Below are 26,203 nucleotides of genomic sequence, written 5' to 3' on the forward strand. Positions count from 1 at the left end.
TGCAAAACACCTATTTCACGAAGCTGGTTCCGACGAGGTCCGAGCTGACCACCGGCCCGTAGCCTCCGAGCTGTCCGACGATCACCGCCACCGCAGGCTCCTCACCCTCCAATACCCACACCCTCACATCTTTCGGCTCAAGGCGGAGCAGCCGCGCAATGAATCTGACGACGCCACCCAGCTCCGGGTGAATGCGGAAGACGGTCGCCTTGAGGCTTCGCCCTTCGAGCACAACCGTCTGCTCGCTCTCGGGTGAGATCAGGAGTTGAACCAAGCGCCCCCCGCCGACTGGTGCCAGCATCCCCGCCCGAAACGGTGCCGTATCGTGCGGCACATTCAACAGCAATGTCCCGACGAAGCCATTGGCCAGATCGGGCGGCAGGTCCATGTGCTTGCTCTCGACGTGTATGTTGCCTTCACTGTCGGATATGCGGCTGGTCGCTATGCCGGTGGCGGCTTCTACCGAAAAGTCGATGGGCTTTGTGAAGAACGGCCCTTTCTGTATGTGGTGGTTGCGCACTAACCGAAATGTTCTCTGCTGCCTGTACGTGGTCGTCTCATCGTCGATTGAGCCATCCACAAACTTATAAGTCATGCGCATCGTCACTTCATCGCCCTGCACGGACTGCAAAAACTCTCCACTGGCAATGGTCTTTCCATCCTCGGAGCGGGCCACCATGAACCTGTGCATTGGCCTTTGGATGTGTCTTACTGAAATCGGTTCAGCCAGAGCTGCGGTGTTCAACGCGATCGCAAAGAAAGCCGACAGCAGCGAGTGGTTTCGACTCATCAAATACCTCGTACTATCCCCTTAGACGCTCCATCGGGCCTGCCGCCTCCAGAGTCGAAGATGACGATTTGTACAGAATGATGTGCCGAACGGTTTCGTGGACGTCTACTAGAGATGGGTCCGCTATAAGCTGATTGAATTTCCAGAGACTCGGAGAGAACGCCTTGCAAGATGAAGTTCTGGTCGTTGGTGGCGGAGTGGCGGGCTGTGCAGCCTCCATCGCGCTCGCTCGAAAGGGACAAAGCGTCACGCTGATCGAACGCGAGCTCACGCCGCGCCATAAGGTCTGCGGGGAGTTCCTCAGCGGCGAGGCCCTAGAAGACCTGCATGCACTAGGTATCGACGTGGCCTCGCTTGGCGCCGTGCCGCTCAATCACGTTCGCCTCGCAGCATCCAGGCACGCCGCGGAGGCTCCGCTTCCCTTCCCTGCGGCTTCGCTCACGCGCAAGGCGCTTGATACGGCGCTCATCGCCGCAGCCGTCGCAGCGGGAGTACGCGTAGAGCTTGGGCGCAGTGTTCAGTCTCTCTGCCGCACAGCCAACGCGCTCTGGCAGGCGACGCTCGCGGATGGGAGCACCTATGAAGCTCCAACTGCATTTCTCTCCACGGGAAAGCACGATCTCCGCGGCCACAGTCGCCCGAAGGATCCTGATCAATGGGTCGCCTTCAAGATGTACTACCGGCTGTCTGCCGCTCAAACCGCTGATCTGGCGGACGCCTCGGAGTTGACGCTCTATGCCGGAGGATACGGAGGTATCCAACCGGTGGAAGACGGCATTGCGAACTTCTGCTGCGTGGTGCAGCGGCGGTACTTTGCGCGAGCCGGTCTTCGATGGGAGGGCCTGCTTGCGAAGATGCAGCAAGACTGTCCGCACCTCGCGATGAGGCTTGATGGTGCCATGCCGATGCTCGACAAACCAATCACCATCACTCATATCCCCTACGGCTACCTGCGTCGCGATACCGAAGATGGCCTCTACTGTATTGGCGATCAGGCGGCGGTGATCCCCTCGTTCACCGGCGACGGAATATCTATCGCCCTGCATACTGCACGCCGGGGCGCGGCTGCCTATCTTGCCGGGGAACCTGCACCCGTCTTCCAGCCGAAGCTGCGCTCTGCCATGCTGCCGCAGATGCACCTTGCCGAGATCGCCGCCAATGGCTTGAACAACCCCGTTGCCCGCGCAGTATTGCCGTTCTGCTTGAGGGTCTGGCCCGGAGCGATGCGCGTCACGGCAAGGCTCACCCGGGTGACCCAGCCTGCCGCCATTGCGCCACAGGCAGTCGCCGGCTGAATTGGAGACAGTCCCAAGCCACTCGCGCTCGTCAACATTCCCAAGGAGAGATGCAATGAAAACCTTCGCCGCCCTGGCACTTGCCGTCTTCCTTGTTCCCGCGGCACTCGCCCAGCATGAGACGTTCGTTGTTAGTCCCGATGCGAGCGAGGTAAAGATGGCGCTGAAGACAACCCACGAGCTTGTGAATGGCACATTTCACCTCCAGTCGGGAGCGATTGATTTTGACCGCAGCACCTCAAAGATATCGGGCAACATTGTCGTCGCGGCAGGCAGCGGTAAAACGGGAAACGGCAGCCGCGATAAGAAGATGAACAATGACATTCTGAAGGTTGACGAGTACACAACCGTCTCGTTTGCTCCGAAGACTTATATGGGAACGATTGCACCGTCGGGCGATTCGACCATCCAGGCAAGCGGCGTCTTCACGCTGCTCGGCACCGGACACGATATAACGATTCCGATGCAGATCCACATTGACGGTTCGAAGGCGACCGTAAAAGCGCAGTTCGTCATTCCCTATGTGCAGTGGGGCCTCAAGAATCCCAGCTTTCTCTTCTGGAAGGCCGAGAATGATGTCGCAATTAGTCTGTCGCTAAGCGGTCAGATCTCGAAGTAGATGACTGCCACTCGGTGAAACTTTGAGATCGCCCATTTACGCTGGAACTACCTTTGGCGTGCTCTGCTCATCTGTTCTCCAGTGTCATCGAATTTGCGGGACGCCTTCATTCTGAATGAAATGTCATCTTGAACGCTGAGCTTTCAGGAAGTCGACTAGCCTCCTGACTGCATCTGAAGAAGCATCCGGCGTGTTCGTGGAAGGGATTGATCGTGCTGAAAGAAGGACATGCAGCTTTGGCGCAAAGACCGAGGAAGATGCCCCGATATGCAGCGCTGTTTTTCATAGGATTGTGCGAGGTCCTTTTGCTTGCGGGCACTCTGGCAAGTGCGTCCGGCCAGAGGATGACCGTGAGCCCGGCGCACCCGAATCTAAAGAACGGCAAAACCGTATGGAACAACGGCTGCATCGCGTGCCATGGGGCGGATGGTAAGGGAGCTCCCGAGAGTTCGACCGTGTTTACGCGTCCCGACACCTGGCCCGATATGAGCCGCTGTGACCAGACGACGCCCGAGCCCGATTCCGCCTACAAGGCCGTTATCCTGCACGGCGGCAGGGGCCTGGGCTTTTCGCAGATCATGCCTGCGTTTGGAGACCTTCTGACCGATGAACAGGTTGACGATGTCATCGCCTACCTGCGCACGTTTTGCAAGAACGACAAGCATTTTCCATTGGGAGTGCTGAACCTGCCGCGTGCAATTGTGACAGAGAAGGCGTTTCCAGAAGATGAGTTGGTGATTTCGACTGCCGCGAATGTGAGTGGACCGGGGTCGTGGACGACGGATGTCATTCACGAGCAGACCTTCGCTGGAAAGAATCAGCTGGAAGTGGACGTGCCCGTAAACTACGCACGGATCAACGGCGACTGGACGAGCGGCGTCGGTGACATCACGATCGGGATGAAGCGCGAGATATTTTCAAGCGAGCGTGCGGGTTCCATCTTGAGCTTGCAGGGCGGAATCCTCTTGCCAACCGGGGACAGCCATCGGGGCTTCGGTGCCGGGACGACGCAATTTGAGCCGTTTGCGGCTTACGACCAATTGATCACCAATCGCACCTTCGCGCAGTTCGAACTGGGCGCAGACCTTCCAGTAGACAGCAGCATCTCCCCGCGAAGCTTGTTCTTCAGGTCGGCATTCGGAGGATCGTTCGCGCCGGATCACGGCCTGGGGCGGCTTTACTCTCCGATGATCGAGTTCGTCGCGAAGAGGGACTATATGACCGGCGCCAGCACGCAATGGGATGTCCTGCCCGAGATGCAGGTCACCGTGAGCCGGCGGCAGCACATCCGAGCCGCGGCTGGGTATCGCAAACCATTTACGGATGTAAGCGGTCGAGCGCCACAGGTTGAGTTTTACGTTTTGTGGGATTGGGCCGAAGGTCACTTCTGGGATGGTTGGCGATGAGGATCGTTGCGAGTGCGTTGGTGTCGGTGAGTATGGCTTTTTTCGGGCCGCTGTTGATGCAGGATCAGGTGCCCGCGCCCGCGACGCCGTCGATCTCCTCTCAGGTCGCCGCACATCAGGAGACACCCACCCAGGAGCGGCCTCGGGTCGCCTACAAAAAAGGCGTTCCGACAGCCTTTCGAACCTCCGATCGCTGCATTGCCTGCCATGTCGGCATGACAACCAGCGCGGGTGAGAAATACTCTATTGGCTTCGACTGGAGAGCGAGCCTGATGGCCAACTCGTCTCGCGACCCTTACTGGCAAGGCAGCATACGCCGAGAGACGATCGACCATCCGGAGGCGAAGCAGCATATTGAGAACGAGTGTTCGTTCTGCCATATGGTGGGCGTTCGTTTGCAGGACCGAGACGCGAAGCGCGATACGGACGTGTTCGCTCGCTTCCCTTTTCAATCAATCAACGACAAGACGAAGCCATTGCAGCGTCTCGCGCAGGATGGGGTGACGTGCTCTGTCTGCCACCAGATTGAGAGTAAGGGGCTGGGTACCGACGCAACATTCAACGGAAACGTAGTCGTGTCCGAGGCAGTGCGCGAGGATGAGCGACCAGAGTATGGGCCTTATGATCCAGACCACGGACACCAGACACTCATGCATTCGTCGACTGCCGGGTATTTGCCAGTTCATAGCGACCACATACGCGACTCCGCGCTTTGCGGAAGCTGCCATACGCTGTATACCAACCCGATTGTAGCCAGTGGCGAGAAGCTCCCACGGTTTCCGGAGCAGATGCCTTATCAGGAGTGGCAGCACAGCGACTTCGAAAAGAAGCAGACCTGTCAGCAATGCCATATGCCGGAGGTCAAGGGGCAGACACCAGTGACCGCTCTCTATGGTCCGCTTAGGGAGGGCGCGAGGCGGCATGTATTCGTGGGTGCCAACTTTGTGATAGCCGGGATGTTGAGCGACCATCGCGAAGATCTCGCCGTGGAGGCTCTACCCGAGGAGTTGACTGCCGCCAAAGAGAGGACAAAAGAATTTCTGCAGACGCAGTCGGCTAAGGTGACGATCCAAAGCGTCGATTCTAAGTCGGGCACAATCGCAATCGAAGTTCTGGCGCAAAATCTCTCCGGACACAAGCTGCCGACCGCGTTTCCTTCTCGAAGGGCATGGCTGCATCTGCTGGTGAAGGATGAGTCCGGAAGAGTTATCTTCGAGTCGGGAAAGCTTCGGGATGACGGATCGATCGTGGGAAACGCAAACGATGAAGACGCGACAACGTTTGAACCACACTACCGTGAGATCACGAGACCTGACCAGGTAGAGATCTATGAACCGATTCTTGCCGATGCGCAAGGTAAGGTGACGACGGGAATCCTCAGCGCCGCGCGGTATGCGAAGGACAATCGCCTGCTCCCCGCAGGCTTCGATAAGGCCACGGCTAGCGAGGATATTAAGGTTGTGGGTGAGGCGTTGGGGGACCCCGGATTCACGGAACGCGGAAGCCGCGTTCGGTATGTTGTGCCCACCGGGGGCGGAACGGGGAGACTTACCATTCTGGCCGAACTCTGGTATCAACCCATCGGATATCGGTGGGCACACAATCTAGCCTCCTACCAGGCCAGCGAGCCGCAGCGCATGGTGAAGTATTTCGAGGCCGCCGCTCAAACAAGTGCAATCGTTTTGGCCAAGGCTGAAGTAACTCGCTAGCTAAGGCTGGCGTCTGCTCCTCCCCCCTTGGGTTGGACTCATTTGGTTTGTGGAATAGAACATGTATATAGACGATAAGACTTCGCTGACCAGGGCACCTGACATTAACGCTCTGGAACTTGGGTGATGAAGAGACTCTACTGAAACCTCCTGAGATTGACGCGCGATGTGGCCAGGTTACGCATTTCACTCTGAGGTTCAGCACAGTTTCTCAGCGGTCAGATACACGTTGGTGTTTTGGCCGGTCAGTCGCCCGCTCTCCACATCTGCCCGCATGCCGCTTTCCAGAAGGGCAACCTCTGCCGCGGTGAAGTGGTGCTCGAAGATCTCGCGGAGGCAGGGAACTCCAGGCTGCGGAGCTATCTCGATGAAGGTGCTCCATGGCATCGCCGGCCCTGATTTGACGTCCATGTGGAGCTCCATATGGACGTTCGCGAAGCCAGCATCACGGAAGAGTTGAACGAGGTCCCGCTCGGAGAAGTTGGTTAAGGGATTCGAGCGAATCTCGGCAGAGGTCGATGGCATCTGCAGCCCCCTCCAGCGCTGAAGGAGCGAGAGGTAAGGAGTTTTAGAATTTTCAGGCTCAGATCGCAACACTCTTGTCAGCGCGGTTAGTTGAACAGCCGCGTCCTGATGGATTGGCTCGCCGAGAGACAACCTTCCGCCCGGCTTGAGGACACGGAGGAAGCTGCGGATAGCTGAAGGCTTGTCCTCCACGTAGGCCAGCATGGCACGCGAGGTGACTACATCGACGGATTCGTCTGCGATGGCCGCAAGCGTCTGCGCCGGGGTCTGAATGAACGAGCAGTGGGCGCGAAGCCCAAGGTCGGTGGCGAGGTGTTCGGCACGTTTCAAGAGAGGAGCAGAGACGTCTGACAGGATCACAGAAAAGGGCTGCTCTACTCGCCGCAGCGCTTCGAATGAAAGTAGCCCATCACCGGCACCCACATCGAGCAGCGTCATACCTGAGATCAATTTGGCACCGTCGAGTACTCGGTCCCGAATCTTCGCAACCGCAGCGAGCATGATCGGCTCGTAGTCTAGATCGCGCCCGTGTCTGCCGTGGAGAAGCCAGTCGGACCAAACATCCGCTTCAACCTCAGGTTCACCAAGATCTCTCATGAGTAAGTTCAAGGATACGACCGTAGGCATAGCTTAACGCAGCGTGGAACATGACTTTACTGTCATGTTTGATAAGAAGCCTCGGCTAGGACCGCACCGTTCATCTCAACTCTGATGCGACTCCAACGAGTCGAACAGTTATATGACCGAAACGTCATTTTGTATTGTGGAGCGCTGCATCTTAATTGTCTTAGTCTTTTATTCGGAACAGACACTCGCATCAACTGAGCTTGTACGATCTGTTCTGAACAGTAATATGCAATCCATCTCTTCGTGGCCTTGGCAGGAGGTAGCACTCTATGGAAGATAGTAAGAACGCGAAACCTACGCCTCGCAACTTTGCCACCGGTGCGGTATCGGTTCTCTGTTTTGTGGCGGGCATCACCGTCGTTCCGATTTTGGCCCTAGCGTATCTAGATTTCGGCAAGCCCCCTGTGTCTGTTACCGATCCTGCTTTCCCGATGGAAGCGGCGATCGTCCACACCCCGTTAGCCAAGCGCATCGATCATGAGATGCCGGTGAGTCACCCGGATGCGAGCACGCCACAGGATCTGATTGCTGGAGCAGCGGTCTACAAGAGGGAGTGTGCCTTTTGTCATGGGCTTCCGCAGAAGCCCTCTGCGATCGGAAAGCACATGTATCCAAGCGTCCCACAGCTCTGGCAGACACATCGCAACGACGTGGTTGGGGTGAGCGATGATCCTGTCGGCGAGACCTACTGGAAGGTCAAGAACGGCATTCGACTGACGGGAATGCCCGCTTACTCCGCTCTGCTTTCCGAACAGGAGATGTGGCAGGTTTCATTCCTGCTTTCGACCGCGAATAAACCTCTCCCGGCGGAAGCGCAGACCCAACTCACCGCTCAGTAGTTTTCAAGCGAGTGACAAAAGCAGTGGCGGAGTTACTCTGTCGCAGCTAGCCAGGATCAGAGCGGCTCTAATAGCTTCGTGATCTGTCTCGGCTGGACTTCGTGAAGTTCATGGTGCAGCTCATCAACCTTGGCCTTCGCACTTTCGAGAGCTTTCCTTCCGACAGCAGTCAGTCGGTACGTACGGCGTTTGCGCCGCTGAACCATCCTCAACCTGGACCGTAGAAGGCCAGCGCGTTCCATTCCATGCAGCAGCGAATAGAGTGTGCCCGGGCCGATGCGATATCCGTGGTGTCGAAGCTCTTCCATCATCGCAAGGCCGAAGATGTCCTTGTGAGACGCATGAACGAGGACGTGGATTCGAATCAGACCAGCAAAGAGTTCCCGTTGATGCTTGAGCAAATCATGAATATACCGTCAGGAACGTTCATCTTCATTGCCTTATATCGAAGTTCGATCTAAGATTCGCGGGTGTCCTGAGTCTATCGTCGAGGCTGTCCGTGATTTATGCCTGGAATAAGGTGTCATCGAAGGCCAACACCATACTCCTGGGCTGGGCGGTGCTCCTGCTGATTACATCATTCAGCTCCAAGGCCTGGGCCCAAGCGGGCCCTCCGTTCCAGACGGACGATCCAACGCCCGTGGACCTTGGACACTACGAGGCCTATGTCTTCGGGACAGCCGACGCAACGCCAGTCGAGATAGATACGGTCAGCCCAGGATTCGAGTTCAACTGGGGCGCGATACCCAATATCCAACTGCATGTGATTCTGCCGCTCGGAGAGGTGATTCCATCAAACAAACCCGTCTATGCGCCCGGGGGCATCGGTCCGAGCGCTTTTGGCGTGCAGGATATGGAGTTGGGGGTGAAGTACGGCTTTATCAAACAGACCAAGCATCGCCCGCAGATTGGCTCGTTCACCATGTTCGAGATACCGACTGGCAGCTATTCCAAAGGGCTTGGCGTCGGTAGGGTTTGGTACAAGCTACCGATTTGGGTTGAGAAGGAGTTTGGCCCGTGGAGCCTTGTAGGCGGTGTGGGATACGCCGTTGTTCCACAGACCCAATACAAGAACTACCTATACGGCGGATATCTGGTTAAGCGAACTCTGAGCACGAAGCTGGAACTATCAACCGAGGTTTTCTCTCACGCGGGTGAAGGTTCTGCAGCCGCGCAGACGCAGGCGTCGACGCTGATTGATGCAGGTGGTTACTACCACTTCAAGCAGCCGGGCCTGCAGCTACTGTTCGCCTACGGGCACTCTATTGCGGGGCAGACGGAGAACTACGCCTACCTCGGGCTGTATAAGACCTGGGGCAAAGATAAAGGCTCTGACAAGCAGGAGAGCGCCGACCCGATGCGGTCGGGCCAGCCGCACTGAGATCAAAGAGGAACTATGGAAATTAGGCTGCGACGTTTCTGGACGTTAGTACCCGGGATGAGATTCAGCGCGCTCCTAGAGTTCTACTGGTTCATGACTTCGTCCGCGTCGCCACGCGAAACAGGGTCTGCGGTGTTAGAGGGTGCGATTAAATCAATATGGAGGCATGGCCCTTCCTGCGACCCTAAAGAGGTTATTGCGATAGCGAGAGAAGTGATTCCTCGATCAATAGCGCGCGCACGCGATCACGGATCTCGCCTCGGATCAATTTAACTTCCTCCAGCGGTAGCCCTTTGGGGTCTCGCAGAGGCCAATCATCACGACGCAGCCCTGGAACGTAAGGGCACTTATCTCCGCAACCCATCGTGATGAGAAGTTGGGCATCACGGGCCAGTTCTTCGGTGAGCTTTTGAGGCTTCGCCGCGCTCAGGTCAAGCCCGGCTTCGTGCATCACTTCGAGGACTTCTGAATGAACGCGAAGGCCCGGCTCAGTTCCTGCCGAGATGGCCTCCGCTCGTTGCGGGTCGGCCAATTGGTTGAAGAACGCTGCGGCCATTTGAGAGCGACCTGCGTTGTGAACGCAAGCGAAGATTACTCTGAGCATCGTTCCTCCTCGGCCTAGGCGCAGCAACCAGGGGCGCAGCAGCTCCCCGCAGCCGGCTTCAAGGCATAAATCTTGACGCTGGCTGCACCCTGATTGACGTCGTACTTTGTGAGGATGTCTTTCAGTTCCTCATGCAGAGTCGGCGATGAAGACGCGCAGCAAGCAGCGGCTGTTGGATGGTCTGTTTCCATAGCGGGAGAGCAGCACCCGGACTGGTTCTCGACCTTGGCATAGGCGTTCAGATCGGCACCGCTATCGACAATCTGAATGTGCTCGAGCCCGGCCTGCGCGAGGCCGTTGCGATATTCCTCAATCAAAATCGCGCCCGCGATGCAGCCCACATAGGCGGCCATGCTCTTCGCGATTGCCTCTGGCAACTCGGCTTTGAGAGCGATGTCACTGATCGCTACACGGCCGCCCGGCTTAAGCACACGAGCGATTTCGCGAAAGACGGCTGCCTTGTCCGGCGCGAGATTGATAACGCAGTTGCTGATGATGCAATCGACTGAGGAATCGGGCAACGGAATCTGATCGATCGTTGACTGATAAAACTCCACGTTGGTGTAGCCGCCAGAGACCGCATTTGCGCGAGAACGTTCGATCATCGATGGTGTCATGTCGATTCCGATCGAGCGACCCGTCGGACCGACCATACTGGCTGCAAGAAACACGTCGAGCCCACCGCCAGAGCCAAGATCGACCACGACTTCTCCCGGCCTGAGATGCGCGGTAGCTGTGGGATTTCCGCATGAAAGACCCATATTGGCCTCGGCGGGAATCGAGGTGAGCTCGGCCGCACTATAGCCGAAGGCTTCCGCGACCGCCTGCACTCCAGCGTGGTCATTCGATAAAGTGCTTCCCGCCACTGCTCCGTACTTCAACTTTACCGACTCCAGGAGCTGCTTTGACATATCGCCTCCACACATCTGCTTAGGCGACTATATGTCTTGCCATCGTATCCGTCAAGGCGTATACATTAGGCATGGCAAAACGAACATTCGATGTCGAGAGATTCTTTCAGGCTCTTGGGGACAACACGCGGTTACGCCTCCTAAACCTGATGGGCGAACAGGAAGTTTGTGTCTGCTATTTCGTGGAGATCCTCGGAGGACCGCAGCCCAAAATCTCAAGGCACCTGGCGTACCTCCGAAGTGCAGGGATCGTTGCGGCGCGGCGCGAAGGAAAGTGGATGCACTATCGGATAGTGATGCCTCCCCACATTGGGGCGGCACAGATCCTCAAACAAACTCTAGGCTGGCTGAAGGACGAGAAGGCAATGCAGACGGACCGAGCGCTTCTCACGAAGGCCTGTTGCGCTCCGTCGAAGTACGCATCGCTCAACGGCGCTCCGGTACCGGCAAGAGTTCAAGAAGCATCCTGCGAGGCTTGCTAATGTCCGCAGCTCCTATTACCCAAGGACAGATCTGCGTCCCCGCTGCCCGCAACAAGCTCTCCTTTGTCGATCGCTTCCTGACGCTGTGGATCTTCCTTGCGATGGCCATCGGCGTCGCCATCGGTCACTTCGTTCCGTCTTCAGCTAGCTTCGTCAATCGCTTTCAGACGGGCACGACGAACATCCCAATTGCGCTTGGACTCATCGTCATGATGTTCCCACCGCTGGCAAAGGTTCGCTACGATAAGCTGGGCGAGGTCTTCCGCAACACCCGTGTCCTCGGCCTGTCTCTCGTGCAGAACTGGATCATCGGCCCTCTCCTGATGTTCCTTCTTGCAATCGTCTTCCTGCGCGACGAACCAGCCTACATGCGGGGACTGATCCTTATCGGCATAGCCCGTTGTATCGCGATGGTGCTGGTATGGAACGAACTGGCGGAAGGCGACACGGACTATGTCGCCGGTCTCGTTGCCATCAACAGTGTCTTCCAGGTGGTCTTCTACAGTCTTTACGCCTGGGCGTTCCTGACAGTTATGCCGAAGTGGTTTGGGCTGGAGGGAAGCGTCGTTCCGATCGGCGTCGGCCAGATCGCCGAGAGCGTCGGTCTCTATCTCGGAGTGCCGTTCGTCGCTGGTTTTTTCACACGATTCTTCCTTATCCGCCTCAAGGGAGAGGAGTGGTACCGCACATCCTTCATCCCGCGCATCAGCCCGCTTACACTCGTCGCTCTTCTCTTCACCATCCTCGTAATGTTCTCGTTGAAGGGCGGCTTGATCGTCCGGCTACCATTTGACGTGGTGAAGATCGCGATTCCTTTGATCCTCTATTTCCTCATCATGTTTCTCGTGAGCTTCTGGATGGGCAAGCGCTTAGGAGCGAACTACGCTCAAGCCGCGACGCTCTCGTTCACGGCTGCGGGCAACAACTTCGAATTAGCGATTGCAGTAGCCGTGGCTGTATTCGGTCTGAACTCCGGAGATGCCTTCGTGGGCGTTGTCGGTCCACTGATCGAAGTGCCTGCGCTGATCGGTTTGGTCAACGTCTCTCTCTGGATACGGAATCGATATTTCGGATTGGCGATGAAGGACTCTAAAGCGGCCCCGGTCGAACGAGCATGATGATGCGAAGCGAAACAGCTACTCCCCAGGCTATAGGTCCCGCTGTTTCGCGTCGCAGATTATTCTTCATCGATCGACTTAGTTCGCCGCTCAGAGCACGTCAATAGGACAACTCGATACACTTACCTCCGGCGGAACCTCGGTTCACCCCGCATCGCTCCTCAAGCGAAGATGTCCTTCTGCACGATGCCTGCGACGTCGGTGAGGCGGAAGTCACGACCGGCGTAGCGGTAGGTAAGCTTCTCGTGGTCGATACCCATGATCGCGAGCAGTGTGGCGTGGAGATCGTTCATGTGCATGCGCCCATCGACGGCGTTGATGCCGAGTTCATCGGTGGAACCATAGTTGAAGCCCTTCTTCACGCCTGCTCCCGCGAGGAACATGGAGTAACCGGTGATGTTGTGATCGCGGCCATCGTCATTGAGCTGCGCAGCTGGCTGGCGGCCGAACTCCGAGCCGAAGATGACAAGCGTGTCGTCGAGCAGGCCGCGGTCGCCAAGGTCCTGTAGAAGCGCGGCGGTCGGCTTGTCGATCATGCCCGTCTGCTTGATCATGCCCTTGTGCAGGTTGGTGTGGTGGTCCCATCCGGGCTGACGAATCTCTACGAAGCGCACACCGGCTTCGCTCAAGCGCCGCGCTGTAAGGCACTGACGAGCGAAAGAGCCATCGGGGCCAGGCTTCACGCCATAGGCATCGAGCACATGTTGCGGCTCCTTCGTAATGTCGAGCAGATCGGGTACGTTGCCCTGCATCTTGAAGCCGAGCTCGTAGGACTTGATGACACCCTCGACTGCCTCCGGAGCGCCGTTGATGGCGGCGAGATCGTGGTTGCGCCTCTGAATCAGATCGAGCTGTTCGATCTCCAGCGCGTGGGGATTGGCGGCCTTTACGTTCGGCATGAAGCCTTCGTCGCTGATGCCTGTGCCCTGATAGTAAGCGGGAAGAAAGGCGCTGCCGTAATTGGCCGCACCGCCGAAGTTCGGCGTGGGGTTGATGACGATGTAGCCGGGGAGGTCCTGGTTCTCGCTGCCCAGGCCGTAGATAAGCCACGAGCCCATGCTGGGGCGAGTGAGCGCGGCGTTGGCGCTACCGGTGTGCAGTTGGACGACTGCTTGCGGGTGCGCGGGAGTGTCGGTGTGCAGACCACGCAGGAAGCAGAGTTCATCGGCATGCGTGGCGATGTTGGGCATGAGTTCAGAGAACCATTGACCACTTTTTCCGTATTGTTTGAACTTGAACTTCGAGGCGTTTAGCAGACCACCACCGGGGGATGACTTCTTATCGTTGTTCTGCAGGTCGGCCTTGTACTCGAAGGTATCGAGTGAGGACATCGCGCCTTCCATGTAGAGGAAGATGACGCGCTTGGCGCGAGGCTTGAAGTTCGGCTGCTTAGGAGCGAGCGGGCTCCTCGGATCGGCTGTGGCCGCGAAGGCCTGGGGCGTCGACTGACCAAGAAGACCGGCAAGCGCGACGTAGCCGAAGCCCGCGCCGGCGGAGCGTAGAAGCGAACGACGCGAGACAGGTGGCGTGTAGATGGGAAACGGATTCTTCGACATGATGAGTCTCTCCAGATGAGTCGGGGTTAGTTAGCGAAGGAACTGGAACTCAGCCGAGGCATAGAGGGTCTGCACCAACCCGGCAAGGGCGGCCTCCTGCGGCGACCTATACGTGATGACGGGATCGACAGGGACGACGTTGGTCTGGTCGACCTGGCAGGCGGGATCGATGACGACTTCTTTATCCTTGTCATCTTCCTTTTTGACTACGGACGTCTTTACTTCGACCGGTGGCGCGGGCACGTCCGTGGGCAACTTGCTATAGGTCTGCGCATACTCCGCAAGGAACTGCCTGTCCCGGACGATCTCCTGCTTGCTGGGCTCCCGGTCAAGTACGCGCAGGTACGCTTCTTCGATCTGTCGATCTGCCTTGCTCGAGTCTGCTAGAAGCTTCTGTGCGAGGTTCTGCGATTGCACCCGCACAAAGCTGGAGTTGAGCAGGAAGAGCGCCTGCGTGGGAACGATCGTGGTATCGCGTTGGCCTGTGACCAGCGTCTGCGATACGGGATCGAAGGCTGCCAGCGCACGTGGTGTAATGCCACGAAGCGCGGGCAGGTAGACGCTGCGGTCATTGCTGTTGTCCGCGCCTGCGTTGATCTCCTGTAGCTCCTTGCCGTTGTCCGCAAGCTCAATCATCTTCAGCTTTGCTGCTGGTGATTGCGGCAGAGGTGCGCCGGGGGGGAGCAGTTGCAGCCTGCCTGAAGAGGCGAGCACAGAGTCGCGAACCTCTTCCGCTTCAAGCCGGCGCGGCGAGTGACGCCAGATGAGATAGTTCGCCGGGTCGATGTCTTTGTAGCGTTCGGGGTAAGTCGAACCGAGCCTGTACGCGTGGGTCAACACGATGTTGCGAATCATGCGTTTCGTCGACCAACCTTCGCGGATATACTCCGCCGCCAGGTAGTCGAGCAGTTGCGGGTTCGAGGGAACATCGCCCTTGATGCCGAAGTTATCGACGGTAGAAACGATGCCCTGGCCGAAGAGATGCTGCCAGATGTGGTTTACAGCGACGCGCGCGGTGAGCGGGTTTTGTGGGCTTGCGATCCAATCGGCAAGTTCGAGGCGCCCACTTTGCTTCGGGTTCACGGGGTTGGCGCCGGGTACCTGGAAGGCAGTGAGGAAGCCACGCGGGACGGTGGGTCCGTGACGTTCCTCCACGCCGCGAACGCGAACGCTGGTGTCGGCGATGTCGCCCTCCCGGGCACCGTGAATGCCGTAGCCTCTTGTGCCGGGGTCAGTGAGGTCGAGCAACTCCTTGCGAAGCTCGAGCATTTTGAGGCCGAGGGTTAGTTGCTTCGGCTTCTTGTCCGGTCCAAGCACGAGGCCGTCGGGCGTGCCTTGGATCGCATCCAGTTGCTTCTTTGTGGAGGCAATATCAGCCTTAAGTTTCGCGACCTTATCCTCTTGCGCGGAAGGGGCAGTTGTAGCGCTCGAAAGCAGTAGAAGGTCCTTCGCGTTGTAGTACGCGAGGCCCGCGCCTCCCATCAAGCTGTTGACTCCCGCGGCGTCGTCGGTACTGGTAAAGATGCCTGCGAGAGCGTAGTAATCAGTCGCCGGGATGGGGTCGAACTTGTGATCGTGGCACCGGGCGCAGGAGACCGTCAGCGCCATGGTGGAACGCGTAACTGTATCGATCTGGTCGTCCACGTTGTCCATCAGGAAGCGCGCTTCAAAGCGCTGGTTTACGTCCTTCACCCCGATAGCGAGAAAGCCGGTGGCGATGAGCAGGCGATCGCGATCGGCGGGACTACCTTCGGGCAGAAGGTCACCGGCGATCTGCTCCTTCAGGAAGCGGTCATAGGGCACATCTTTGTTGACCGAGTCGATCACGTAGTCGCGGTAGCGCCACGCATGGGGATAGGGAATGTTGCGCGAAGGGCCCGTGGATTCGGCGTATCGCGCGACATCGAGCCAGTGGCGGCCCCAGCGTTCTCCGTACTGCTGCGACGCCAGCAGGTGGTCGACGAGCTCCTCGTATGCCTTCTCTGAGTGGTCCTTGCGGAAGGCTTTGACCTCCTCGGGAGTGGCGGGCAGGCCGGTGAGATCGTAGGTGACGCGGCGCAGCAGTGTGACGGGATCAGCGTCCGGAACAGGAGCAAGATCCTTGGTCTCAAGACCAGCAAGAAGGAAGCGATCGATATCGCCAGAGGCTGTGCCGCGCTTGTTCTGCGCTGGCCATTTTGTGTCTTTGACGTTAGGGACAGTGGGGTTCGATAGTGGCTTGAACGCCCAGTGTTCCGCCTTCAACTTCGTATAGGTGCGCTCCAACTTGGCCGAGAGTGGCGGCAGCTTCTCCGTCTCATCCGGCAGCGCTGCGCCGTTCTTGATCCACGTGGTGATCTTCGCAATCTCATCTGCGGTGAGCGGATCGCTGTCTTTAGGCATGCGGTGCTTCTTGTCGGTCTGCAACACGCGGACAAGGATGAGGCTCTTGTCGGGATCGCCGGGTAAGACCGAGCTGCCGGAGTTGCCGCCCGTCTCAATGCCGATTGTCGTATCAAGGCGAAGGCGGCCTGCGGGTTTGGTGTCTGCGGCGTGGCAGGCATAGCAGTGGCTCGCAAGGATCGGCTTGACGTTCTTCTCGAAGTAAGCGAGCTGGGCTTTCGGAGGATCGGGGTTGAACTTCGCGACGAGCTTTACCTTGGGCTTCGAATCGGCGGCCTTTGAATCGTCGACAGGCTTGGCATTTTTGCCCGGCTCAGCGGAGTCCGTCGACGCGGGCCAGTAGGCGCCTGCCTTGATCCATGTCGTGAGGTTGTCGATGTCAGACTTCTGCAGCGGATCGTCGCCCTTGGGCATGCGATGCTTCTCGTCATCGGTGAGAAGACGCTGAAGGAGCAGGCTGTTTTGCGGATCGCCGGGGACGATCGCGGGGCCGGACCTTCCGCCCTTCAGGAGTGCCTGCAGGTCGTCGACGCGAAGAGCTCCCGCCGACTTTGTGTTCGCGGCATGGCATGTATAGCAGTTGTTCGAGAGCACAGGACGCACGCTCTTCTCAAAAAACTCGGCCTGCGCGGGATTAAGCGCCGGAGCTTCCGAGGCAGCAGCTACCGTTGGACCACCGCCGCTTCGCGAGGTATATGCGAGCAGGAGCGCTACAGCAGGCAGCACGAGGCGCAGTGGCCTGGTGTGTCGAAAGAGGAGATTCATTCAGGGACCCTTCAAGTGAGTGCGGCGGTCTGTGCAGAACTACCCCACTGAGCTCACGAGGTGCGGACGCAGTCGTTCAAGGAACGAATGGGCGCAGATCAAGTTCAGGCCGTATACCGGCTTAGGAAGGGATAGCGTTCAGGGAGCAAGATGGAAGAGAGTCAACAACAATACCGGCGAGCATGCGACCGGCGGGGAGCCAGGTTCACGATGCTGGGCTTGACTGCGGCAGGTTGGACTTGCTTTTCCATGACTATGCTGATTTAGCCATAGCAACCAGATGGTGTCAAGCGGCACACCCGCGACTATAAGCGATCTCAACTCTGCCGAGTTGCAATGAAGATGCGGGCAAAACAAAGCATTGTGACGACTAAGTGACTTGAGAAAATAAAAATTATCAGGAAGCTTTGTTGACATACTGCGTCATCCGCTCTAGTCTTCGAAAAGTTACCCGATAATCTCTCGTAGGAAACTCTCTTGATGTTTCGTGCTACCCAATCCATGTATCTCCGCCGCACGGCCTGTTGTATCCGCCGCGCCGGAATATGTTGTGGGCACTGCATCTGAGCTTCTCTTCGATCGAGATAAACCCCAGAAAGCACACTGCCCACCCGTAGTTCCGGTGGGTTTTTTCTTGACCCGGCGCATGGGCAGGAATCCGAAGTGATGCCCTCTTCTCTGTTTTCGAACCCCGACTCTCGTACTGGAGTTCTGAGTGATTTACCCGCAATCCATGAATTGTTGTTTCAGGGCGACCAATAGGACGCGCTCAAGCGCAATCTCGTCTGAAACTATCGCCGCATTGTGTTGACCTCCATCTCAACATGAGCAGCTCTAGAGCCCACGAGAACAATCTCGTGGGCTTTTTTCTTTCTCTTGGAACAACGTACGACCTATCAGGAGCCAGTTGTGATGAAGACGCTATTTCTAAATAAAATCGGCCTCGTGCGACTTGCCTTAGCGGCCGCCCTTGCTCTCGGGGCCGTTCGAGCAGACGCGCAGAACAGCGCGGCGATCTCCGGCTCCGTGCAGGACAGCCAGAAGGCACAGATCGGCGGCGCCACCGTAACCGCAACCCGCGCCGAGACCGGTGATGTCCATGAGACCAGGTCCGACGACTCCGGCTTCTTCTCCTTCCCCGTACTAATCCCGGGAAAATATGAGATTAAGGTCGAGAAGGCAGGCTTCGGCACCCAAACACAAACAGGAGTACAACTCTTGACTGGCCAGACAACACCGGTCGAGTTTGTCGTCACGCCAGGCCAGGTGGAGCAGTCGATCGACGTGCAGACGGATGCAGCGTTGCTACAGACTGCAGCCTCTTCGGTGACCAACGTGATCGAGAACAAGACCATCACCAACTTTCCGCTAATCGATCGGCGCGCGACACAATTGCAGCGGCTCAATGGTTTTGTAGTTGGAGGCGGCACGGGCTCTGGCGCATATTTCGCGATTGCCGGTGGCCGTGGCGGAAACGCAAACTACACGGTCGATGGCGGAACGACACAGAACCTGCTGCAGGGCGTACCCACACAGATGTTCGACCTGCCCATCGACTCGTTGCAGGAGTTCAGCCTCAGTGTGAGCGACTACACGGCTGAGCTTGGCCGCTCCGGCGGCGGCGTCATCCAGATGACGACTAAGTCCGGCACGAATAACTATCACGGGAGCGGATACATCTACTACCGCAACCAGGACCTTCAGGCCGTTCCGCTCTTTACGACAAAGAATCCGCCCTTGAAGTACAAACTCTTCGGCGGAAGTATCGGCGGTCCCATCAAGAAGGACAAGACCTTCTTCTTCTTTACCTACGAAGGAAAGCTTCAGACGTCGACGAACGTACTACTTCTGAGCGTACCTACGGCGGCCGAACGCGCTGGCGACTTCAGTGCGATCGCAACCCCGATCATCGATCCTAAGACTGGCAAACAAGTCATTGGAGACGACGGGACCCTGAATAAAATCCCCGTGTCGGAGCTTGACCCATACGGAGTTAAATTGGCGTCGTATTATCCGCTGCCAAACGTCGCGGGGGCCTCGATCAACAGCAACAACTACAGCAGCAATAATCCCGCACCCGCGGTCTTCAATGACTATGTTGTACGGCTCGATCACACCTTCGGCCAGAAGGATTCTATCTACGGACGCTTCCTCGCTCAGCCGGATCATACCGACACTCAGGATGTCTTCCCTACTCCCGGAACAGACAGCTACGGCGTGCTCTCGCATAACTACTACTACAATCCTTCCGCGACCTGGAATCATATCTTCAACGCGAAGCTGCTCAACGAAGCTCGCGTGACATTCACCAGACGCCAGTCACTCTCGATCAGCCATGGAGTGAAGTCGACGGCGGCTACGGATTTAGGTCTACCCGGAACCAATCCAACGTTTTTCCCCGGAGTTACGGTCAACGGCCTGAATGCAATCGGAAATACATCCCAACAGCAGCGACTGCAGACTCCTATTGTCAGCAATGAATACACCGATAACTTTTCCTGGCAGCGCAACAGTCATCAGTTCAAGTTTGGTGTGGATTATCGCACCGCCGCGGATGGCGATCTTTATTCACCCTCGGGTGGTGGATTTTTCACCTTCAACAACACGGGTGTCAGTACGAACACTGCTGCGGGAAGCTTGGCAAACCTGCTCTGGGGCCGCGTCGCTTCAGCCAGCCGGCAGGAGACCTTATACCTCCACTCACTTGCATGGAGTGTAGGTCTCTATGCTCAGGACAACTGGCACGTGAACGATCGTCTTACACTGAACTACGGTCTTCGCTGGGACGTGGACTCGCCCCGCTACCTCAGCGATAACCGCCAGAACTCCTTCGACACAACGCAGAGTAACCCCGTCTCAAATACGCCGGGCGTCATCACCTTTGCTGGCATCAATGGGCAGAGTAAGTATGCCAATAACTTCGACGACGCCCTCTTCGGGCCGCGGTTCGGATTCGCCTATACGCCGCGCGAGCATAGCGTGGTTCGCGGAGGCTTCTCGGTGCTTTACCCTGGCGAGTACGATCAGGCGACACCGATCGTCTTGAACACCGGCTTCTCGAATGCAGTCACCGTATCCTCTTCAAATCCCGGCTCGGGCACGCCGGCGTTCCTGCTGAAAGACAATGCAACCGCAGGCACGGGACTTGCCGCTGTCCCGACGCTCGATCAATTGACGTCTGGGTACGGTGCCGTCGCAGTGGGACAGAGGCCCTACATCGCTCCACAGTTCATCGCACCGCATCGTCTGACTGGCTACATCTATCAGGCGAACTTCAACGTGCAGCATGAGTTCGCAGGGAGTCTCCTGTTTGAGGCTGGATATCTAGGGACCTTTGGGCACCATCTTCCTAGCCCATCCGCCGAAGCGATCGACCAGATAACTCCCCAGAACCTCGCACTGATTGCCGCCAATCCCTCAGCCTATCCCAATACGCAGATTCTCCGTCCCTTCCCGCAGTTCAACAATGTGCAGAATCTCTATCCGGATATTGGCGCGTCAAAGTACAACGGCGTGAATGTAGGACTGCAAAAGCGCTACAGCCATGGCTTCCAGTATCAGGTGAACTACACCTACTCGAAGTTCCTCGATAACCAGACGTCGCGCAGCGAGTTGGCAAGCTACCCCGGAACCAACACTTACACCGACTACTACAACCCGCAGGATCGCTGGGGCCTGTCTGGCAACGATGTACGCAACCGGCTCATCGCCAATGGCGTATTTGAGTTGCCGGTTGGCCGCGGCAAACTTGTCGACGTGCAGTCACGTTGGCTCAGCCAGACGGTTGGCGGATGGTCCGTCAGCGGCCTTGCTGAGATTCACTCGGGCACTGCGCTTAGCGTGATCGACGCGACGAACAACACGGGCAGTTACTCCGATGGAGTTCGTCCGAACCTTACCGGCGATCCGAACAGCCTCTCTTCATCAAGAGCCAGGGCGCAGAAGATTAACCAGTGGTTCAATACGGGGGCCTTTACGCAAAATGCTGCATACACCTTCGGGAACGCGCCCCGCACCTTTGGACGCGGACCAAGCCTGATTACGGCAGACTTTACCTTGCTGAAGCGAGTTGCGCTTCATGACAACCACGGTGTCGAGTTCCGTCTCGAAGCCTTCAACGCCTTCAACCACGCGAACCTTGGCAATCCAAACACAACGTTCGGCAGCGCCAGCTTCGGCAAGATCAGCACGCTGCAATCCGGAACTACTCCATCGCGGACATTGCAGCTGGCTGCGCACTACACCTTCTAACCAATCGCGTCCTCGCAGAGCGAGCGGCTTCCTCCTTACACGGGGCGGCCGCTGCTCCGGCTCCAACGTTAGAAGGAGAGAGCAGCTTGGAATATGCCGAAAGGCTCTGCTCAACCGTCGACCTTCGTCTTCTAGGCGAACCCTAGAAAATCCCCCGGCACCACTCGCGCTCCGGGGAAGACTCGTTCCATGTCTTTCGATCCGAGGGTTTTATACACTGCCTCGCCCAGAACGCGGCGGAAGTCCGTAGTCACGGCAAGATCGCGGCCCTCGTTCAGCTGGCCATCACTCAAGCCCGGCCATTTGCCGTAGACTTTGCCGCCCTTCACCTGCCCGCCCAGCACGAACATCACGTTCGCGTGACCGTGATCAGTACCACCGGTACCATTCTGCCGGGCGGTACGGCCAAACTCCGACATGGTCACCAGCGTGATGTTTTCAGCCTCTGCTCCCATGTCCCTCCAGAACGCTGAGATCGCCTCGGAGAACTCCTTCAAACGTCCCGCAAGCTGCCCGGTTGCCGCTCCCTGGTTCTGGTGCGTGTCCCATCCACCAATGTCGGAGAACGCCGCTTCCACTCCGAGGTTCGCCTTCATCAACTGCGCGATCTGCTTCATGCTGTTGCCGAAGCCGCCCTTGGGATACGCCACGCCTGCTGCAGGCTGATACTTAGCGGGGTCAGCAGACTTGAGCATCTTCACCGCTTCGAAGGTTTCCTGTCCCGTGCCGTGAAGCACTGCGTCCGTACTCTCGTCGTACATCGCCTGAAACGCATTCGATAAGGCACTGGTCTGCTGGCCTTTACCGGCGACCGAAAAGTCTGCGACATTGGCCACCGCCACCGCTGGCACCCTGCCTGCAAGCGTGCGCGGAACCTGCGTCCCCAGCGCGACGGCACGGAATGGCGAGAGCTTCCCGGAGGTCTTCTCGTCTGCGAGGGCTCTGTTCAGCCAGCCGTCCTCGGTCGACTTGATTCCAGGGGTGCCGCTCTCCATAAAGTCCTGGGCGTCGAAGTGCGACCGTGACGAATCCGTCGATCCCGCCGCATGAATCACGGCCAGGTGTCCTTGTTCGTAGAGCGGCTTGAAACTTGCCAACGCTGGATGCAGGCCAAAGAACCCGTCCAGGTCCAGAACCTCATTCGGTTTGATCGCGATCGAGGGCCGCATCGAGTAGTAGTTCTTCTCGCGATAGGGGACGACAACGTTTAACCCATCTGCGGCCCCACGCTGGAAAAGCACCACCAGCTTCTTCTTGTTTGCTGCGGCGGTCGTCATCTCCGCCATGACGCTGCGATGCAAAAAGGCGGGAATCACGGAGGTCCCGATGAGGGCGAGCGCGCCGTTCTTCATAAACCCGCGCCGCGAAACCGCGCGCCGCGCCAAGTCTCGCCCGTGCAGGTCACAGCCCCAATCGCTCGAATCTTTCAAAATCGCCATGGCAGACTCCACATCGCAGCAGGCTTGGAACGAGCGCCCGCAGCAGCTCTACCCAGTCAAACGCCGATCTGCGGGTTAAGTTGCCCTTAAAACGCTGCGAGTTCCGCAATCGCTTTGTAGACATCATCCGCCTGCGGCAGGATCACGTCCTCCAGCGCCGGCTGATAGGCCACAAAGGTGTCCATCGCAGCAACTCGGCGCACGGGGGCGTCGAGATCGTGGAAGAGTTCGTCACCGATCCGGGCGGCGATCTCTGCGCCATAGCCCCAGCTCTGCATATCTTCGTGGGCCACAATGACGCGGTTCGTCTTGCGCACGGACTCGGCGATCGTCTCCCAGTCGTAGGGGCTGAGGGTTCGGAGGTCGATCAACTCGACGCTAATGCCCAGCTCGCGCTCGATCTTCATGGCAGCCTGCAGAGCTCTGGGCACAACCGCTCCGTAGGTCACCACCGTGACGTCTGTGCCAGCCTTCACGATCTTGGCTTTGCCGAACGGGATTGCGTACTCCGGCCCCGGATACATCGCGCGGCCAAATGTTTCGCGGTACAGGCGCTTGTGTTCGAGGAACAGCACCGGATCATCGCAGCGGATCGCTGTTCGCAGCAGGCCGACGGCGTCGAGGGCGTTCGACGGCATCACCACGCGGATTCCGGGCGTATGCGTGAAGATGCTCTCGCCCGACTGCGAGTGATAGATCGAGCCGCCAGTAAGATAGCCGCCAATCGGCACACGGATCACGACCGGGCAGCTGTACTCTCCGTTTGAGCGCCACCGGATCACGGAGAGTTCGTTCCGCATCTGGTGGACGGCGGGCCAGATGTAGTCGAAGAACTGGATCTCGACAACGGGCTTCATGCCGCGCACGGCCATGCCCACCGCGCGGCCCACGATGTTGGCTTCGGCGAGCGGGGAGTTCCAGCAGCGGTCGTTGCCGAACTCATTTTGCAGACCGGAGGTGAGCTTGAAGACGCCGCCCTTGCCTTTGATCTTCCCTGCCCGGAGCGCGGTGTCGCGGGTGGCGTCGGCTACGTCCTCGCCGAAGACGACGATGCGCTCGTCGCGGCGCATCTCGTCCTTCAGGCAGGCATTGATAAGGTCTGCCATGGTGCGTTCGGCGTCGTCCGGGGTGCGCTGCGGCTCGGTGGAGAATCGGGGATCGGTGACGCTCAGGTCTTCGGAATAAACATGCTTGAGAATCGCCTCCCGCGTTGCAACCGGCAGAGGGCCACGCACCGCGCGGTCGGCTGCGCGCTGCACTTCTTCGTCCACCTGGCGTTCGAGGCGGTCGATCTCGGCTTCGTTGAGGATACCCTCGCGCAGCAGGTACATCTGCATCCTGGCGATGGGGTCCTTCAGCGAGTCCGCTTCGACTTCTTCGGCGGAGCGATACTGGCGTTCGTCGTCTGAGAGCGAGTGCGAGTAAGGCCGCACCACGTGGCCGTGCACCAGCGCCGGACCATGGCCTGCGCGGCAGTAGGCGACTGCTTCCACCATGGCTTTGTAGCTGGCGATGGCGTCGGTTCCGTCAATTTCCGCAAAGTGGAAGTTGGGGAAGTTTGCCACCAGCTTCGAGATGTTTCCGCCGGGTGTGTTTGCCTCGACCGGGGTGGAGATCGCGTAGCCGTTATCTTCGACCACGAAGACGATCGGCAGCTTGGCATTCGAAGCGGTGTTCAGCGACTCCCAGAACTCGCCCTGGCTGGTCGAGCCTTCGCCGATGGAGACATAGACGACTTCGTCGGCTTCGAACTTCACATCCTTATACTGCCGGTAGTCGATGCCTGAGGAGAGGGCTGGCTTGGCTGAGGCTTCGGGATGGTTGCGGAAGTACCGCCCAGCCTCTGCGCAGCCTACCGCGTGCAGGCACTGGGTCGCCGTGGCGGAGGACTGGGTGACGATGTTCAGCTTCTTGATACCCCAGTGCGAGGGCATCTGGCGGCCACCGCTCGCGGGGTCGTCGGCCGCGCCGACAGCCTGCAGTAGCTGCTCTTCGACCGTGTTGCCGAGCGTCAGGCAGATTGCGCGGTCGCGATAGTACGGGAAGAACCAGTCGTAGCCGGGACGCATCGCCATTCCAGCGGCGACCAGAAGCGCCTCGTGTCCGGCGCAGGATATCTGGAAGAAGATCTTCTGCTGCCGCTTGAGGACGATCTCGCGGTCGTCCGTTCGGCGCGACAGGTACATCAGCCGGTAGAACTCAATCAATTGTTCGCGATCTAACAGGGTATCGTCCGCTTCCTGCACGGACGTAGACGAGCCGTTAAGGCTCGGTAAAGTTTTGCGACCCATGCCATTTTCCTCGACGCGATTGACGATCCGAACCACTACCGATTGTACCGATTTCTCGGAGGATTCACACTTTGCCACACGGCTGTGACGGTAGGCAAATCGCAGCCGCCGAAGACCGGCGAGGCTCTCAGCAAAGGAAAAAGGATGGCCGCGAAGACTTCGCGGCCATCCCTTTGAAGCTACTCAATCGAGGGCGCTTATCCGTGACGGAGTTTGTGGGCGACCTTGAGTCCGAAGCGCACCGGAACGATCGCGCGCGCTTTGAGTCCATCCAACTGCGGGTTTTTCGTCGGCGCAGCAGGATGTAAACCGACCTTCCGCTCGAAGTAGTTGAAAGCACGGGTGAGACCGATCTGCTTGTCCAGCGCGGTCTCGTAGACCAGGCTGTAGGAGATCGAACGGACCGCCCGCGTCTGCACCCAGTGGGGCGAGTTCTGCGGCTGGTGGAATCCGACTCCGGCCTTCAGGGGGAAGAAGTGGTCCTGGTCCGGATTCAGCTTTGACATGTCCAACTGTCCGATGCTGACTCGGCCGCGCGAGTAGAACGTCTCCAACTCCTCCTCGGTCACCTGATCAGGCGGATAAGCGTGGTAGTCCTTGTCACCTTCGATCTGGGTGAAGAAGGCGACCTCGGGATCGAAGTGGAGAGCCGTCGTCGCAGCGGCGGAGGTAATGAAGATGCTCGACTGGATCCGGCGGATTGGCTGGTTGCCCAGGCCGCCAGGCAAGGCGCGAAGTTGTTGAATCAAGCCATTCATCAGATCGCGAAAGCGTACGTCGTAGTTCTCCGGCCGCTTCAGCAGGATGCGAGTGGGCTTCTCATCCAGCTTGCGGATCGCTTCAACTGGCTTCAAGACGATCTGCTCGGTGTCGAAGAAGGCGGCATCTGCTTTCGGGCTGGATCCGGTGACGAAGTAGTCGTTCGGCGAAGCGCCGGTGTAGCGGTCTGCCAGGTCGCAGATGGATTCGAACTGGAAGAGATCAAGCTTATGCAGATTGTGCTGGAAGCTGAACGGGGTGTTGTTGTACAGGGCCGAGTACGAAGCTGGATCAATCTCCAGGCGAGCATCTTTCGATGTGAGAGTCTCTACCGTGGGCAGAGCGGATGTCAGCGGAGAGGGCTGAGAAAGTTCGGATATGACGTGTGCGGCCAAGACAACCTCCGGCAAGCGCGGATGCAAATTTATTCAATATGGTTGCAAGTTAGCAGACG

19 protein-coding genes are annotated in these 26,203 nt (G+C 58.1%); 9 read left to right on the plus strand and 10 right to left on the minus strand.

The window, feature by feature from the left end; genetic code table 11:
- Positions 1-10: 10 nt before the first annotated feature.
- Complete coding sequence (locus HDF16_RS20130; protein WP_184220967.1) at positions 11-790, minus strand: hypothetical protein; 780 nt, start codon at positions 788-790, stop codon at positions 11-13.
- A 134-nt stretch (positions 791-924) separates the two neighbouring features.
- Here HDF16_RS20130 and HDF16_RS20135 point away from each other — a divergent pair, with 134 nt between their 5' ends.
- The 4 genes from HDF16_RS20135 to HDF16_RS20150 all read left to right on the plus strand — a co-directional run bounded on the left by HDF16_RS20135 (position 925) and on the right by HDF16_RS20150 (position 5,819).
- On the plus strand, positions 925-2,085 hold the full coding sequence (locus tag HDF16_RS20135; protein WP_184220970.1) for an NAD(P)/FAD-dependent oxidoreductase: 1,161 nt from the start codon (positions 925-927) through the stop codon (positions 2,083-2,085).
- 55 nt (positions 2,086-2,140) lie between these two features.
- Positions 2,141-2,704, plus strand: a complete 564-nt coding sequence (locus HDF16_RS20140) for a YceI family protein (RefSeq protein WP_184220972.1) — start codon at positions 2,141-2,143, stop codon at positions 2,702-2,704.
- 344 nt (positions 2,705-3,048) lie between these two features.
- The gene (locus HDF16_RS20145; protein ID WP_246409542.1) at positions 3,049-4,110 is read left to right on the plus strand and encodes a c-type cytochrome; all 1,062 of its coding nucleotides are present in this window, start codon (positions 3,049-3,051) and stop codon (positions 4,108-4,110) included.
- The gene (locus HDF16_RS20150) at positions 4,107-5,819 is read left to right on the plus strand and encodes a hypothetical protein (RefSeq protein WP_184220976.1); all 1,713 of its coding nucleotides are present in this window, start codon (positions 4,107-4,109) and stop codon (positions 5,817-5,819) included. Before HDF16_RS20145 ends, HDF16_RS20150 begins: the two co-directional genes overlap by 4 nt.
- A 198-nt stretch (positions 5,820-6,017) precedes the next feature.
- Here the strand turns inward: HDF16_RS20150 and HDF16_RS20155 are convergent, their stop codons facing one another.
- Positions 6,018-6,845: a class I SAM-dependent methyltransferase gene (locus HDF16_RS20155; RefSeq protein WP_221312963.1), complete on the minus strand. Its 828-nt coding sequence runs from the start codon at positions 6,843-6,845 to the stop codon at positions 6,018-6,020.
- Positions 6,846-7,240: 395 nt separating this feature from the next.
- On the opposite strand from HDF16_RS20155, the gene HDF16_RS20160 reads away from it, so the two are divergent.
- The gene (locus HDF16_RS20160) at positions 7,241-7,810 is read left to right on the plus strand and encodes a c-type cytochrome (RefSeq protein WP_184220980.1); all 570 of its coding nucleotides are present in this window, start codon (positions 7,241-7,243) and stop codon (positions 7,808-7,810) included.
- Between the two features lie 56 nt (positions 7,811-7,866).
- Here the strand turns inward: HDF16_RS20160 and HDF16_RS20165 are convergent, their stop codons facing one another.
- Positions 7,867-8,211: a PadR family transcriptional regulator gene (locus HDF16_RS20165; protein ID WP_184220982.1), complete on the minus strand. Its 345-nt coding sequence runs from the start codon at positions 8,209-8,211 to the stop codon at positions 7,867-7,869.
- A 98-nt stretch (positions 8,212-8,309) separates the two neighbouring features.
- Between HDF16_RS20165 and HDF16_RS20170 the strand changes: the two genes are divergently transcribed.
- Positions 8,310-9,191 carry a transporter gene (locus tag HDF16_RS20170; protein ID WP_184220984.1) on the plus strand — a complete coding sequence of 294 codons (882 nt, stop codon included), beginning with the start codon at positions 8,310-8,312 and terminating at the stop codon, positions 9,189-9,191.
- A 193-nt stretch (positions 9,192-9,384) separates the two neighbouring features.
- Here HDF16_RS20170 and HDF16_RS20175 read toward each other — a convergent pair whose 3' ends face one another.
- On the minus strand, positions 9,385-9,795 hold the full coding sequence (locus HDF16_RS20175; RefSeq protein WP_184220986.1) for an arsenate reductase ArsC: 411 nt from the start codon (positions 9,793-9,795) through the stop codon (positions 9,385-9,387).
- 14 nt (positions 9,796-9,809) lie between these two features.
- Complete coding sequence (arsM, locus tag HDF16_RS20180; protein WP_184220988.1) at positions 9,810-10,706, minus strand: arsenite methyltransferase; 897 nt, start codon at positions 10,704-10,706, stop codon at positions 9,810-9,812.
- Positions 10,707-10,777: 71 nt separating this feature from the next.
- Between arsM and HDF16_RS20185 the strand changes: the two genes are divergently transcribed.
- Positions 10,778-11,188, plus strand: coding sequence for an ArsR/SmtB family transcription factor (locus HDF16_RS20185; protein WP_184220990.1), 411 nt, complete (start codon positions 10,778-10,780; stop codon positions 11,186-11,188).
- Positions 11,188-12,306, plus strand: a complete 1,119-nt coding sequence (arsB, locus tag HDF16_RS20190) for an ACR3 family arsenite efflux transporter (RefSeq protein ID WP_184220992.1) — start codon at positions 11,188-11,190, stop codon at positions 12,304-12,306. The genes HDF16_RS20185 and arsB overlap by 1 nt, the downstream gene beginning before the upstream one ends.
- A gap of 161 nt (positions 12,307-12,467) precedes the next feature.
- Here the strand turns inward: arsB and HDF16_RS20195 are convergent, their stop codons facing one another.
- Together HDF16_RS20195 and HDF16_RS20200 are read right to left on the minus strand one after the other, a co-directional pair.
- Positions 12,468-13,862, minus strand: a complete 1,395-nt coding sequence (locus HDF16_RS20195; RefSeq protein ID WP_184220994.1) for a DUF1501 domain-containing protein — start codon at positions 13,860-13,862, stop codon at positions 12,468-12,470.
- 30 nt (positions 13,863-13,892) lie between these two features.
- Positions 13,893-17,009 carry a PSD1 and planctomycete cytochrome C domain-containing protein gene (locus tag HDF16_RS20200; protein WP_184220996.1) on the minus strand — a complete coding sequence of 1,039 codons (3,117 nt, stop codon included), beginning with the start codon at positions 17,007-17,009 and terminating at the stop codon, positions 13,893-13,895.
- A gap of 912 nt (positions 17,010-17,921) precedes the next feature.
- Between HDF16_RS20200 and HDF16_RS20205 the strand changes: the two genes are divergently transcribed.
- A complete protein-coding gene (locus HDF16_RS20205) occupies positions 17,922-21,260 on the plus strand; it encodes a TonB-dependent receptor (protein ID WP_184220998.1) in 3,339 nt (1,112 codons plus the stop codon).
- Between the two features lie 131 nt (positions 21,261-21,391).
- Here the strand turns inward: HDF16_RS20205 and HDF16_RS20210 are convergent, their stop codons facing one another.
- The 3 genes from HDF16_RS20210 to HDF16_RS20220 form a co-directional block, all read right to left on the minus strand.
- On the minus strand, positions 21,392-22,699 hold the full coding sequence (locus tag HDF16_RS20210) for a DUF1501 domain-containing protein (RefSeq protein WP_184221000.1): 1,308 nt from the start codon (positions 22,697-22,699) through the stop codon (positions 21,392-21,394).
- 86 nt (positions 22,700-22,785) lie between these two features.
- The gene (locus HDF16_RS20215) at positions 22,786-24,990 is read right to left on the minus strand and encodes an alpha-ketoacid dehydrogenase subunit alpha/beta (protein ID WP_184221002.1); all 2,205 of its coding nucleotides are present in this window, start codon (positions 24,988-24,990) and stop codon (positions 22,786-22,788) included.
- Between the two features lie 197 nt (positions 24,991-25,187).
- Positions 25,188-26,144, minus strand: a complete 957-nt coding sequence (locus tag HDF16_RS20220) for a hypothetical protein (protein ID WP_184221004.1) — start codon at positions 26,142-26,144, stop codon at positions 25,188-25,190.
- Positions 26,145-26,203: the final 59 nt, after the last annotated feature.

It is taken from the genome of Granulicella aggregans (genome assembly GCF_014203275.1).
Lineage (GTDB): Bacteria > Acidobacteriota > Terriglobia > Terriglobales > Acidobacteriaceae > Edaphobacter.